13 protein-coding genes are annotated in these 12,437 nt (G+C 67.8%); 10 read left to right on the top strand and 3 right to left on the bottom strand.

Features of this window, described 5'->3' with window-relative positions; genetic code table 11:
- The first annotated feature begins 41 nt into the window (after positions 1-41).
- The 10 genes from HCU76_RS06175 to fabG all read left to right on the top strand — a co-directional run bounded on the left by HCU76_RS06175 (position 42) and on the right by fabG (position 9,745).
- Positions 42-353 carry a phosphopantetheine-binding protein gene (locus tag HCU76_RS06175; protein WP_213959334.1) on the top strand — a complete coding sequence of 104 codons (312 nt, stop codon included), beginning with the start codon at positions 42-44 and terminating at the stop codon, positions 351-353.
- A gap of 10 nt (positions 354-363) precedes the next feature.
- Positions 364-999, top strand: a complete 636-nt coding sequence (locus tag HCU76_RS06170) for a hypothetical protein (protein WP_218508763.1) — start codon at positions 364-366, stop codon at positions 997-999.
- A gap of 11 nt (positions 1,000-1,010) precedes the next feature.
- Positions 1,011-2,717, top strand: a complete 1,707-nt coding sequence (locus HCU76_RS06165) for an AMP-binding protein (RefSeq protein ID WP_371319767.1) — start codon at positions 1,011-1,013, stop codon at positions 2,715-2,717.
- Positions 2,718-2,875: 158 nt separating this feature from the next.
- Complete coding sequence (locus HCU76_RS06160; protein WP_218628384.1) at positions 2,876-3,781, top strand: acyl-CoA synthetase; 906 nt, start codon at positions 2,876-2,878, stop codon at positions 3,779-3,781.
- The gene (locus tag HCU76_RS06155) at positions 3,753-4,397 is read left to right on the top strand and encodes an outer membrane lipoprotein carrier protein LolA (RefSeq protein ID WP_256354024.1); all 645 of its coding nucleotides are present in this window, start codon (positions 3,753-3,755) and stop codon (positions 4,395-4,397) included. The genes HCU76_RS06160 and HCU76_RS06155 overlap by 29 nt, the downstream gene beginning before the upstream one ends.
- 2 nt (positions 4,398-4,399) lie before the next feature.
- The gene (locus tag HCU76_RS06150; RefSeq protein WP_218508761.1) at positions 4,400-6,796 is read left to right on the top strand and encodes an MMPL family transporter; all 2,397 of its coding nucleotides are present in this window, start codon (positions 4,400-4,402) and stop codon (positions 6,794-6,796) included.
- Positions 6,796-7,629, top strand: coding sequence for a polysaccharide deacetylase family protein (locus tag HCU76_RS06145; RefSeq protein ID WP_371319766.1), 834 nt, complete (start codon positions 6,796-6,798; stop codon positions 7,627-7,629). The genes HCU76_RS06150 and HCU76_RS06145 overlap by 1 nt, the downstream gene beginning before the upstream one ends.
- 180 nt (positions 7,630-7,809) lie before the next feature.
- On the top strand, positions 7,810-8,556 hold the full coding sequence (locus HCU76_RS06140) for a class I SAM-dependent methyltransferase (protein ID WP_218508760.1): 747 nt from the start codon (positions 7,810-7,812) through the stop codon (positions 8,554-8,556).
- A complete protein-coding gene (locus tag HCU76_RS06135; protein WP_218508759.1) occupies positions 8,553-9,008 on the top strand; it encodes a hydroxymyristoyl-ACP dehydratase in 456 nt (151 codons plus the stop codon). Before HCU76_RS06140 ends, HCU76_RS06135 begins: the two co-directional genes overlap by 4 nt.
- A complete protein-coding gene (fabG, locus tag HCU76_RS06130; protein ID WP_218508758.1) occupies positions 9,005-9,745 on the top strand; it encodes a 3-oxoacyl-ACP reductase FabG in 741 nt (246 codons plus the stop codon). The genes HCU76_RS06135 and fabG overlap by 4 nt, the downstream gene beginning before the upstream one ends.
- 12 nt (positions 9,746-9,757) lie before the next feature.
- Here fabG and HCU76_RS06125 read toward each other — a convergent pair whose 3' ends face one another.
- From HCU76_RS06125 to HCU76_RS06115, 3 genes are all read right to left on the bottom strand, one after another.
- Positions 9,758-10,774 carry an STING domain-containing protein gene (locus tag HCU76_RS06125; protein WP_213959326.1) on the bottom strand — a complete coding sequence of 339 codons (1,017 nt, stop codon included), beginning with the start codon at positions 10,772-10,774 and terminating at the stop codon, positions 9,758-9,760.
- Positions 10,775-10,888: 114 nt separating this feature from the next.
- Positions 10,889-11,671 (bottom strand): glycosyltransferase family 2 protein, encoded by a 783-nt coding sequence (locus HCU76_RS06120; protein WP_213959325.1) that lies wholly within the window; start codon positions 11,669-11,671, stop codon positions 10,889-10,891.
- Entirely contained in the window at positions 11,632-12,432 is an 801-nt protein-coding gene (locus HCU76_RS06115) for a 1-acyl-sn-glycerol-3-phosphate acyltransferase (RefSeq protein WP_213959324.1), read from the bottom strand. Before HCU76_RS06115 ends, HCU76_RS06120 begins: the two co-directional genes overlap by 40 nt.
- Positions 12,433-12,437 lie beyond the last annotated feature (5 nt).

Below are 12,437 nucleotides of genomic sequence, written 5' to 3'. Positions count from 1 at the left end.
GTAGCGCAATCGTTCCCCCTCAAATCGTCTCGGAGTTTGCTTTGTCATCGACCGCCCAGTCTTCCCTTCCCGCCGATGGCGAAACCCTCGCGCAAACCGCACTCGAAAACGAATTGGCCGTGTTGCTGGTCGAATCGCTGAATCTCGAGATCGCCGCAGACGAAATCGTTCCGACCGCACCCCTTTACGGCGACGGCCTGGGCCTCGATTCCATCGACATCCTCGAAGTCGCGCTCGAGGTGTCGCGCAAGTACGGTTTCCAGTTGCGCTCGGACGATGAACGCAACCAACAGATCTTCGAATCGCTGCGCAGTCTCGCGACCCACGTCGCCCAGAACCGCAGCGCTGCGTGATCCGCTGCGCATGACGCGCTGGCGCCTGGCCCTCCTGCTGCTGGGCGGTGCCGCCTACGCGGTGTTGTCGCACTGGATGATGCTCTATCACGCCAATGATCCGTGGGCCGTGCTGGTGCTGCTCGTGCCGCTGTGGCTCACCGCGCTGGGCCTGGCCGGTTCGTACTTCGGACGCTGGGGGCTGCTGGCGGTCGGGGCTGCCGGTGCGGCCCTGTTCTGGTTGGTGATGAATGGCGATGCGGGTGACACGAATCGTCTTTACGTGGTGCAGCACGTCGGCATCAACGCCCTGTTGTGCGGCTGGTTCGGCAGCACCCTGCGCGGGGGCGGTTTGTCGCTGATCGGGCAATTGGCAGAGCGCGTGCATCCGCTCGTCGGCGAGATGCCGCGCTACACGCGCCAAGTCACGATGGTCTGGACGGCGTTCTTCGCGCTCACGGTGGTGTCTTCCATCGTGGTGTACCTGTGCCTGCCGTTCTCCGCCTGGTCGCTGTTGTCGAACGTGCTGTCGCCCATCGGCGTGGTGTCGTTGTTCCTGGGCGAGCATCTCCTGCGCTATCGCATTCATCCCGAATTCGAGCGCGCACGCCTCATCGATGCGATGCGCGCTTTTTCCGGCGCCAGCGGCGATCGCCGCGCTCCCTGATGAACGCAAGAGTGAACACACAAGGCGCCGCGCTGCTTCCCTTGCTGGGAGCGCGCGACCTGGATGTACCCCTGGCCTGGCGCGGTGGCCAGGCCATTTCGGGGCGGCAGTACCTTGCCGATGTGGCGCAATTCGCGGCGCAGCTGCCCGAACGTGGGCCGGTGGTCAATCTCTGTGTCGACCGGTACGCCTTTGCGATCGGGCTCGGCGCTGCGATGCTGCGCGGCCTGCCCAGCCTGCTGCCGCCCGATGCGCGCCAGGACACGCTGGACCGCCTGCGCCAGGGCCAGCCCGATGTGTTCGCCGTGGCCGACGACCGGCGCCTCGACGTGCACGGCATCCGGGTGATGTGGATCGACCCGGCTTCGCATGCTGCCGTCGACACCTTCGCCACCGCGCCGGACCTGCCGTCCGCCATGCATGCCGTGAGCTTGCTCACTTCCGGGTCGACGGGCGTGCCGCAGCCCCACGCGAAGAGTTGGCACACGTTGGTGTATGACGTCGCTGCGGCCGTGCCACGCCTTGCGCAGTTGCTGGGGCTGCCCTCGTTGGCCGGCCTGAACCTGGTCACGACGGTGCCGGTGCAGCACAGCTACGGGCTGGAGTCGTCGGTACTGCTCGGGATGCTGGGTGGCGCGGCATTCGATAGCGGCCGGCCGTTTTTTCCGGCGGACGTGGCTGCCACGCTGGCCTCGTTGCCGCGTCCGCGCGCCCTGGTCACCACCCCGTTCCATCTGAAGAACCTGCTGCTGGCCGGCATCGAATTGCCTCCCGTCGACCTGATCCTCTCGGCCACGGCGCCGCTCTCGCCGCAACTGGCCGCGCAGGCCGAGCAGGCCATGGGCGCGGTGCTGATCGAGATCTACGGCAGCACCGAGTCGGGCCAGGTGGCCTCGCGCCAGACTGCACGCAGCGATGTCTGGCATGCGATGGGCGCCATCGAAGTGCGTGCCGAGCGGGACGCGGCCGGCGACGAGCGCTTTGTCTTCGATGGAGACTTCATTCCGCAGCCGACGCCGATGGCGGATGTGCTCGAACTGATCGACGCGCAGCACTTCCGGCTGCTGGGTCGCGCCAACGACCTGATCCACGTGGCCGGTCGGCGCAGTTCGCTGGGACACCTCAATTTCCATCTCAATAGCGTGCCGGGCGTGCTGGACGGCGCCTTCTGGTTGCCGGACGACGTGACCGATGGCGTGGTGCGTCCTGTTGCCTTCGTGGTGGCGCCCGAACTGGATGCCCACGCCGTCATCGCGGCCCTGCGACAGCGGCTCGAACCCGTGTTCGTGCCGCGTCGCGTGGTGCACGTGGCGTCGCTGCCGCATGAAGGCACAGGCAAGCTCACGGTGCGCGCGATGCGCGAATTCGCGCTGGCCCAGCTTGCCGGCGACGGCACGACCGTGCGGGTGACGCGCGATGTGCCGCTCGACCATCCCGTGTTCGCGGGGCACTTTCCGGGCCAGCCGCTGTTGCCTGGCGCACTGGTGCTGGCCGAGGTGCTGGAGGCCGCAAGGGCCGTGCCCGCACTGCTTGCCCGCCTGGGCCCGAATCCCACGCTGGCCCAGGTCAAGTTTCTTGCGCCGGTGCGCCCGGGCAGCGCCATGATCATCGAGTTGCAGCCCGAAGAGGGCGCCGCACGCGGCGTGCGATTCGAGGTGCGCTGCGGCGACCGGGTCGCCGCCAACGGGCGGTGGTTGCCGCATGCCGGCGCTGCTTGATGGGCGTGTTGCGATGAGCGCGGCGTTAATCCAATGAGCGCCGTGCCGGGCCGCCCCAAGGACGCGCAGTGCCGAGCGTGGGGGCTGTCGTGAGCGCAGTCGACCCCTCCGACAACGCGCGTCCGGACGATTGGTCCCGCAAGCCCGAGCGCAGCAACATGCTGGCGCTGCGGGTGATCTGCTGGATCGCGCTGACCTGCGGGCGCAGCGTCGCCCGGCTGGTGCTGCATCCGATCTCCATCTATTTCTTCCTGTTCTCGCCCGCGGCGCGGCGCAACATCAAGCGCTACCTGCGGCGCGCCATTGGCCCGGACATCGGTTGGCGCGACGGCTATCGCCTGCTGTATTCCTTTGCCTCGACCGTGCTGGACCGCGTGTACTTCCTGCGCGGTCGCTGGGATCTGTTCGACGTAACTCTCGCCGGCAACGTGCCGGTCGAAGCCGAGGCGCTGGCCGGGCGCGGCGCCTTCCTGCTGGGCGCGCACGTGGGCAGTTTCGAGGCGCTGGGCGCCTGCAAGCACATGAGTCCGGACGCGCCGCGCCTGCGCGCGGCCATGCTGATGTTCCCGGACAACGCACGCCAGATCACCGCCATCCTCAACGCGATCTGCCTGCCTGAAATGCGGCCGCATGTCATCGCGCTGGGACGCGCGCATTCGATGCTGGAACTGCGCGACTGGCTCGACGCCGGCGGCATGGCCGGCCTGCTGGCCGATCGCACCCTGCCGGGGCAGGAAAGCGATCCGGGCGTGCAGCGCGGCAACAACCTGTCGATTCCGTTCCTTGGGCAGCCGGCCATCTTCAACGACGGCCCGTTCCGGCTGGCCGTCCTGTTGCGCCGGCAGGTGTACTTCATGTCCGGCCTCTACCTCGGCGGCGCCCGCTACGATGTGCAGTTCGAACCCCTGGCCGACTTCAGCGCGCGCATCACCGATCCGGTCGAGCGGGAACGCCGCATCCGCGAAGCCGTCCAAAGCTATGTCGCGCGCCTCGAGGACCTGTGCCGAAAGTACCCCTACAACTGGTTCAATTTCCATGATTTCTGGCTGGAAGATGCGCGCTGATGACGTGGTGCGCCGATCGCGCGCGCTGCTGTTGCTGCTGCTGTGCGCCGCCGCGCCGGCGTGGGCGTTCGACCTGACTGAACTCATGGGCCTGCTGGCCAGGAAGAAGCAGGGCGAGGGCACCTTCACCGAGCAGCGCTATGTGCACGGCCTCGAAGGCCCGTTGTCCGCAAGCGGCACGCTGAGCTTCGTGGCGCCCGACCAGATGACGCGGCGCACGCTGACGCCGCGGCCCGAGTCGATGGTGGTCGACGGCAACAACCTCACGCTCACGCGCGGCAACCGCACGCGCAGCATGGCGCTCGACAGCATGCCCGAGTTGCTCGGCATGGTCGAAGCCATGCGTGGCACGCTGAGCGGCAACGGCGCGGTGCTGCAGCGCTACTTCCGCAGCACCCTCAAGGGCAGCAGCGCGGAATGGACGCTCGACCTCGTGCCCATCGACGAGCGCCTCTCCGCGCAGGTGGAAGCCATGCGTCTCAGCGGCAAGGGTGGCGAAGTGCTTGGCGTGGAGATGGAATTTCGCGGCGGCGACCGGTCGGTCATGACCATCGTGCCGCAGCGCAGCGGCGCGGCGGGGTCGACGCAGGCGCCCGCCGGGCGCACCACGCCGTGACAATGGCCGCAGCCGGACCCAGCCGCTCGCGCAGGGCGCTGGTGCTGCTGATCTGGCTGGCGTCGGTTCTGGCCGGGGTCGCGGTCATTTCGCGCACGCACTTCAGCGCCGACCTGTCGGCCTTCCTGCCCGCCAGCCCCGACCCGCACCAGCGCGTCCTCATCGAGCAGCTCCAGGCGGGCGTCGCCTCGCGCACGTTGCTGATCGGCATTGAGGGCGGCAAGGATGCGGCGCAGCGCGCCGACGTGTCGCGCGCCTTGGGCAAGGCCATGCGCGCAAGCGGCCTGTTCGACCAGGTGCAGAACGGCGACAACAGCGATTGGGCGGCGTCGGGCACCTTCGTGTTCGACCATCGCTACCAACTCTCGCCGGAGGTCACGCCCGACCGCTTCACCGTCGAAGGCCTGCGCAACGCCATCGACGACACCCTTTCGCTGCTGGGCACGCCCGCCGGCAACATCGTCAAGCCGCTGCTCGAGCGCGACCCGACGGGCGAGACGCAGCGCATCGCGGAAGGCCTGCTGCCCGCCACATCGCCGCGCACCGATCATGGCGTGTGGGTCTCGCGCGATGCGCCGCGCGCCATGCTGCTGGCCGGCACCAAGGCTGCCGGCGGCGACCTCGATGCGCAGGCGCAGGTCATCGCGCGCGTCGAGGCCGAATTCGCGAAGGCCACGCAAGGCCTCGGCGCCAGCGCGCCCAAGCTGCTGATGAGCGGTGCGCCGGTGTTCTCGGTGACCAGCCGCGACCAGATCAAGCGCGAGGCCCTGCATCTCGCGCTCATCGGCGGCATCGTGATGAGCGGCTTGTTGATGCTGGCATTCGCATCACCGCGCGCGCTGGTCATCGCCTTGCTGCCGGTGGCGACGGGCGTGGTGGGCGGCACGGCCGCGGTGTCACTCGCGTTCGGGCACGTGCACGGGATGACCATGGGCTTCGGCAGCACGCTGATCGGCGAGACGATCGACTACGCGATCTACTACCTGATCCAGGCGCGTGGTGCGCGCGTGCCCGGCACCGGATGGCAGCGCTGGCGCGACCTCAATTGGCCCACCGTCCGGCTCGGCCTGCTCACTTCCGTGTGCGGCTTCGCGGCCTTGGTGTTCTCCGGCTTTCCGGGGCTGGCGCAGTTGGGCGTGTTCTCGATTGCCGGGCTGATCGCGGCCGCGCTGGCGACGCGCCACGGCCTGCCGATGCTCGCGCCCGACGGCGCCGCGGGCATGGGCATGCGCCACCTCATGGCCCGCGCCGCCGGCGCCATCGCGCGCACGCTGCCCAGGCTGCGTTGGGGCTTCCTGGCGCTGGGCGTCGTCGCGGCCGGCCTGGTGGCGTGGCAAGGCGCCGACCTGTGGCGCGCCCGGCTGTCGTCCATGAGCCCGATCAAGCAGGAGATGAGCGACCTGGACGCCAGGCTGCGCGAGGACATCGGCGCGAGCGATGCCAGCACGCTGGTCGTGGTACAGGCGGCGGACCAGCAAGCCGTGTTGCGCGCCACCGAAGCCGCCAGCGCGCGGCTCGATGCCTTGATCGAGGGCGGCGAACTCCTCGGTTTCGAGACCGTCACCCGCATGCTGCCGAGCATCGCAGCCCAGCAGTTGCGCATCGCGAGCCTGCCCGATGCGGTGACGCTGCGCACCCGCCTGGCCCAGGCCACGGCCGGCGGGCCGCTGCCGGCCGCACGGCTGGAGCCCTTCATCGCCGAGGTCGAGAAGGCGCGCGTGCAGAAGCCGGTCATGCGTGCCGATCTGCTCGACGGGCCGCTCGGAGCCGTCGTCAACGCGATGCTGTATGAGCGGCCGGGCGGCGGTTGGGCGGCGCTGATCGCGCTGCATCCCGGTCCCAGCTTCGACGCGGTCCGGTTGGCCGCGGCACTGTCGACGCTGCCGGAAGTGCAGGTGGTGGATGTCGGCAATGAACTCAACAGCCTCTATGCGCACTACCTGCATGAGGCCTTCGTGCAGGTCATGGTCGGCGCGCTGGCGGTGGTCGTGCTGCTCGGGGTCTACCTGCGTTCCGGGCGCAGGCTGCTGGCCGTGTGCGAGCCGCTGGCGCTGGCCGTGCTGCTGACGCTCGGCGGCATGGCGGCGCTGCATGTCGCGCTCGGCATCCTGCACCTGGTGGGACTGCTGCTGATCGTGGCGGTGGGCTCCAACTACGCGCTGTTCTTCGACCAGTTGCAGGAGACCGGAAGCGCCGATGAGGACACGCTGGCCTCGCTGATGCTGGCCAACCTGACGACCGTGGTCTCGTTCGGACTCATCGCGATCTCGGATATTCCGGCGCTGTCGGCGATCGGCCGCGTGGTGGCGCCGGGGGCCCTGCTGGCCTTGTTGTTGTCGGCGGCGTTCATGCACCGGAAGAAGACCGCCACGGGCGTTGCAAGCAAAATGGCCCTCTGATGTCGACCACTGTTCCTGCCTCTGCGGCGATGCCCGATGCACCGGGCATGCCGCCCATCTTCATCGCCAGTGCGGTGCTGCACGTGCTCGCGATTGGCGCTGCGGTCCTGGTGCCGGGCGCATGGCCCTGGGCCCTGGGTGCGGTGGTGCTGAACCATGCGTTGATCACCGGCGCCGTGCTCATGCCGCGCGGCAGGCTGATCGGGCCCAACGTGACGCGCTTGCCGCAGGCGGCCATCGATCGCCGCGAGCTCGCGCTGACCATCGACGATGGGCCGGACCCCGAGGTCACGCCGCAGGTGCTGGACCTGCTGGATGCGGCGGGCGCGCGCGCCACCTTCTTCTGCATTGCCGAACGCGTGGCCGCGCACCCGGCGCTGGCACGCGAAATCATTGCGCGGGGACACAGCATCCAGAACCACACGGCCATCCATCGCCACGACTTCTCCTTGCTGGGACCACGCGGCTACACCGCCGAGATTGGACTGGCCCAGGACATGCTGGCGGCCGTCACCGGCCAGCGGCCGACCTGCTTTCGTGCGCCCGCCGGCTTCCGCAATCCATTCCTCGCGCCGGTGCTGCGCCGGCTCGGCCTCTCGCTCGTGAGCTGGACGCGCCGCGGTTTCGACACCCGCGAGCGCGACCCGGCCAAGGTGCTGGCGCGCCTCGCGCACAGGCTGGCCGCGGGAGACATCCTGCTGCTGCACGACGGCCATGCCGCGCGCACTGCGGCTGGCACGCCGGTCGTGCTCGAAGTCCTTCCGCCGCTGCTGCAGAAAATCAGGCAAGCCAGGCTGTGCGCCGTCACCTTGCCTGAAGGCTTCGCTGCATGAGCGCCGCCCGGCCGCCCGAAGGCGCTCGCACCGTAGCGCGCAGCGCGGAGGTTATCGAATGAGCGCCGCCCGGCCGCCCGAAGGCGCTCGCACCGTAGCGCGCAGCGCGGAGGTTATCGAATGAGCGCCGCCCGGCCGCCGGCAGGCGCGCACCGCGGCGCACCGCGCGATGGTTACCGAATGACTTCCATGATCTCCACCGATGCCGCCTGGCGGCAGTTGCATGACGCCGCCACCGCGCCTTATCGAAAGGCCGGCAAGTTCACCTATGAATTCGCGCGCGGCAAGCTGGGCCGCGATCCGGTCTTCCGCGGCCTGATCGAGCGCGGGCTCCTTGGCGCGGGGCGGGGCAGGGTGCTCGACATCGGTTGCGGACAGGGCCTGTTCGCGAGCCTGCTGTCCTCGATGGCGGCGATGCAAGCGAAGGGCGCGTGGCCGTCGGCTTGGGCCGCCACGCCAGCACGCGCGGACTACACCGGCATCGAGTTGATGCCGCGCGACGTGGCCCGTGCCGAGTCCTCCATCGGGCAACTGCAGCCCACGCCGCGCTTCGTCTGCGGCGACATGTGCACCGCGCCGTTTCCAGCCAGCGACCTGGTGGTGATCCTCGACGTGCTGCACTACGTCGACCTCGACGCGCAGGAGGGCGTGTTGCGCCGCGTCAGCGAGGCCTTGCCCGCCAACGGCGGCAGGTTGCTGCTGCGCGTGGGCGATGCAGCCAGCCGGCGCGGCTTTGCGATCAGCCAGTGGGTCGACCGCACCGTGACGCGCATCCGTGGCCACAAGGTCTCGCCGACCTGGGGCCGCACCCTGCAGGAGTGGATCGCGCTGCTGCAACGCCTTGGCTTTCGCGTGCAGAGCATCCCTATGAGCGAGGGTACGCCGTTCGCCAATGTGCTGCTGGTCGCCGACCGCAACGAAGCATGAGCCATCCCCAGACCATGGACCGCGAGGCGATCGAAGCCCTGATTCCCCACCGCGGCACGATGTGCCTGCTGGAGCGCCTGGAAAGCTGGGATGCGCAGGCCATCCACTGCGCCACCTCCACGCACCGCCTGCCCGACAACCCCTTGCGCACCGCCAGCGGGCTGATGGCGCCGAACGCGATCGAGTACGCCGCGCAGGCAATGGCCCTGCATGGCGGCTTGCTGATGGAGGACGGCGACACGCCATCCGCCGGATTCATCGCCAGCGTGCGCAACGTGCGCCTTGCCGTCACCCGGCTCGATGACGTGCCGGGCGCCCTGCAGGTGCGCGCCACCCGGCTCTCGGGCGATGCCCGGCAGGTGCTCTACGAATTCAGCGTCACCGACGCGAACGGCGCCGCGCTCGCGGACGGCCGTGCGGTGGTCGTGCTCAACACCCCCATGCCCACATGACTGCGACGAACCTCTCCGGAAAACGTGCCTTGGTCACCGGCGCCAGCGGCGCCCTGGGCGCGGCGATTGCGCAGCGCCTCGCGCGCGATGGCGCCACCGTCCTGCTGCATGCCAGCTCGCGCCCCGAAGCCGTCCAGCAACTGGCCGGATCGATCAAGACCGCCGGCGGCAGCGCCGAATGCCATGTGTTCGATCTGCGCAGCGACGAAGCCGCGGCAGCCGGCTGCGCCGCGATGCTGCAGGGCGGGCCGGTGCAGATCATCGTGAACAACGCTGGCGTGCATGACGACGCCGTGCTGCCCGGCATGCGGGCGGAGCAATGGCACAAGGTCATCGACGTGTCGCTCAATGGCTTCTTCCGCGTCACGCAGCCACTGCTGCTGCCGATGCTGCGTACGCGCTGGGGCCGCATCCTGAACATCTCCTCGGTGGCGTCGCTCATGGGCAACCGCGGCCAGGTCAACTATGCCGCCGCCAAGGGCGGGCTCAACAGCGCGACCAAGGCGCTGTCGCTCGAAGTCGCGGCGCGCGGCGTCACGGTCAATGCGATCGCGCCTGGCGTCATCGCCTCGCCGATGGCCGATGCGGCGTTCGACCCGGCGCTGATCCAGCAGATGGTGCCGGTGAAGCGTGCCGGTACGCCAGAGGAAGTGGCGGCACTGGCCGGCTTCCTGGCGAGCCACGAGGCGGGCTACATCACGGGGCAGGTGATCTCGATCAATGGCGGGATGATCTGACGACGAGCCTCTTCATGTGTTGCCGTTCTTCGGCAAGAACTCGGAGAGGTAGCGATATTTGATGTTCGGCTCCCACAGCACGTGTTCGCTGATCAGCAATCGAAGCGCACGCTCGAAATTGGAGATCTCACGCTGTTCTGCGGCGGTCTGCCTCCCGACTTGCCCGACATATGCGGCGGGAAAGATTTTTTGAATCGCGCGTCTTGCCGATTTCATCGTGGTCGGGACATCGAACAGTTCAAGGTGTGTCGAGTCTTCGGCGGGCAATACATGGATGTAAAGCGGAAAGTCGCGCAAAGTGCCGCTGCTGACCGTCACTTGCGATAGTCCCCGTAACAGGCCCTTCAGGTTGGTCTGCTCAACAAATTTCAGGTCGTCCGGGATCACGATGTTCAGCGTGAACGTCTTGTACTTGAGTTCGCGCTCGATGACTTCATCGCTGTCGGGAGCCTTTCCCTTGAATTTCAGCGGTTGGTAATTGTCGAGTTGGTCGCAGACCCTCGAGATGAAATTCTCGAAGTATCCAATCGCCAGCGCAGTGGAAGGCAATTGCGAGAATTCGGCCGTGGTCGCGTGGTGCTCAAGAATGTCGCTGACGATGCGATCAGCCAACGCCCCGAAGTCTTCATCGGGAGTCTTGTTGTCGGGCCCGAGTTTGAACCTGTCGAAGTGGATGCCTTGCAGGTCGGAAGGAACAGGCAGTTTGTCAAGCACGAGGGCGAAGGCTCTGTGTTTTCCAACACGTCCCAGGAACAAGCCGTACTCGAACAGGATGTTGTCACGGGCGGTGGCGCGAGTCACATCCCGGCTGGTCGTCTCATCGTCCGACGTGAACACCAGGACAGCAAATTCGTAGAGGCTCGATGCCGTCAGAAGCGAATCGAGATAGGACTCCTGTCGTCGAAATACCTGGCCGGCACCGTTCCACATTCGAACGACCGCCTTGTCGCCAAAACGCGCTTCCAGCGCCTTGGCAACTTCCAGCCCTTCGCTCGAAGAACCAATGAAGACGGTGGGTCTCTTGTCCATGGCGCGATCCGATGCTGCTTGCCGGCCAAAACGGCCGCAGCCATCGTGACCGCCGCGACGCATGAACGCAATCCAACTTATTGGGGATGCCGGGCCGCAGGCGCTGGCGGGAAGCTACCTCTGGAACGGCGGCAAGCCCAGCACGCGCTTGACCAGCAGCCACGGCAGCCGGAGCACGAACTCCACCATCAGCCGCGTGTGCATCCAGGTCAGCAGCACGTTGTCGCGCCCGTACCGAAAGTGCGAGACGCCGCCTTCGGCCGCGGTGAGGTACTTGACCGGCGCATCGATGTTGACCGGCTTCACGCCACGCCAGGCCAGCCGCACCACGGCCTCGGTGTCGAAGTCGAAGCGGCGCATCCAGGGCTGCCGAGCCATCACATGGATCAGCGCGTCGATCGGGTAGACGCGAAAGCCATAGAGCGAATCGCCGATGCCGGCGAACAGCGTCTCCAGCTGCGTCCAGCTGTTCGACACACGCCGCCCGCGCACGCGCAGCAACGGGGCGCTGGCGTCGAACACGGGGCGGCCGAGCACCATGGTCTCGGGTCGCGCGATGGAAGCCTGCATGAAGGCCGGGATCAGGTTGGCGGGATGCTGGCCGTCGGAGTCCATGGCCAGTGCATGGGTGAAGCCCGCCTCCCGGGCCTTGCGCAGGCCATACAGCACCGCAGCGCCCTTGCCCTCGTTCATGGGCAGTTGCAGTACCTTGAGGCCGCTGTCGTCCGCAGCGAGTTGCGCAAGCCGCTCGCCCGTGCCGTCGGTGCTGCCATCGATGACCACCCACACCGGCGTCCATTGGGCGCGCGCTTCGCGGACAGTCGAAAACAGGCGCTCGCCGGTGTTGTAGCTCGGGATCAGTACGAGGTGTGTGCGCGAGTCGGCGTCTTGGGGCATGCGGGCTGGGCGTCGGGGGCGCGTTGTTCGAGGTTTTGGCGGAAGTACTGTTCGAGTTGCATCAGCAGCGCATTGCTGTCCTGCTGCGGTGCAAAGCGCTGGCCGAGCCGCAGCTTGAAGACGATCGGCAGCGGCGGCACCTTCCAGATCGGCCAGCCCTTGCCGAGGTAGGGCGATTCGGTGTCGATGAAGACGGTCTGGATCGGCGCCTGCGCGAGTTTGGCGATGAGCGTGACGCCGGGGCGGAAGTGGTTGACGGGTTGCTCGACCGTGCGCGTGCCTTCGGGAAACAGCACCAACTGGCCGCCGGCGCGCAGGTCCTCGACCGCCAGCCGCACCATCGAGCGGGCCGAGTCGTTGCGGATGTAGTGCGCAAGTCGCGCGCCCGCCCCGAGGAAGACGTTCTTCATCAGGTCGGCCTTCATGATGCAGGCGCTGCGCGGCAGATGCGCCACCAGCAGCAGTGCGTCCAGCATGGTGGGATGGTTGGCCACGAAGATCAGCCGGCGTTCGTCGCGCAAGGCGTCCAGGCAGCGGGCGTCGATGCGCATCATGCCGGTGATCGATGAAATCGCCCAGAACCAGCGGTAGGCCATTGCAATGGTGGCGCGGCCCAGCGGGCGCGCTGCACGGGCGGGCAGCACCGGGTGCAGCAGCATCGCGATGAGGTTCCACACCAGCGACATGATGCCCAGCAGCGTCAGCAAGGTGTAGAGCGGCACGGCCAGCAAGACCTTCTTGAGCGCACGTAGAAGCTGCATCTCGA

The organism is Variovorax sp. dw_308, assembly GCF_019207085.1.
In the GTDB taxonomy this organism is placed as follows: Bacteria; Pseudomonadota; Gammaproteobacteria; order Burkholderiales; family Burkholderiaceae_C; genus Variovorax.
The sequence above is the reverse complement of the archived record's forward strand: the minus strand, read 5'-3'. Positions and strand labels throughout refer to the sequence as shown.

What these genes read in the sequence shown, in the direction of transcription:
- HCU76_RS06170 (WP_218508763.1), top strand. Translation starts at nt 364, where the DNA reads ATGACGCGCTGGCGCCTGGCCCTCCTGCTGCTGGGCGGTGCCGCCTAC.
- HCU76_RS06160 (WP_218628384.1), top strand. Translation starts at nt 2,876, where the DNA reads ATGCTGGCGCTGCGGGTGATCTGCTGGATCGCGCTGACCTGCGGGCGC.
- HCU76_RS06155 (WP_256354024.1), top strand. Translation starts at nt 3,753, where the DNA reads ATGATTTCTGGCTGGAAGATGCGCGCTGATGACGTGGTGCGCCGATCG.
- HCU76_RS06150 (WP_218508761.1), top strand. Translation starts at nt 4,400, where the DNA reads ATGGCCGCAGCCGGACCCAGCCGCTCGCGCAGGGCGCTGGTGCTGCTG.
- HCU76_RS06145 (WP_371319766.1), top strand. Translation starts at nt 6,796, where the DNA reads ATGTCGACCACTGTTCCTGCCTCTGCGGCGATGCCCGATGCACCGGGC.
- HCU76_RS06140 (WP_218508760.1), top strand. Translation starts at nt 7,810, where the DNA reads ATGACTTCCATGATCTCCACCGATGCCGCCTGGCGGCAGTTGCATGAC.
- HCU76_RS06135 (WP_218508759.1), top strand. Translation starts at nt 8,553, where the DNA reads ATGAGCCATCCCCAGACCATGGACCGCGAGGCGATCGAAGCCCTGATT.
- fabG (WP_218508758.1), top strand. Translation starts at nt 9,005, where the DNA reads ATGACTGCGACGAACCTCTCCGGAAAACGTGCCTTGGTCACCGGCGCC.
- HCU76_RS06125 (WP_213959326.1), bottom strand. Translation starts at nt 10,774, where the DNA reads ATGGACAAGAGACCCACCGTCTTCATTGGTTCTTCGAGCGAAGGGCTG.
- HCU76_RS06120 (WP_213959325.1), bottom strand. Translation starts at nt 11,671, where the DNA reads ATGCCCCAAGACGCCGACTCGCGCACACACCTCGTACTGATCCCGAGC.
- HCU76_RS06115 (WP_213959324.1), bottom strand. Translation starts at nt 12,432, where the DNA reads ATGCAGCTTCTACGTGCGCTCAAGAAGGTCTTGCTGGCCGTGCCGCTC.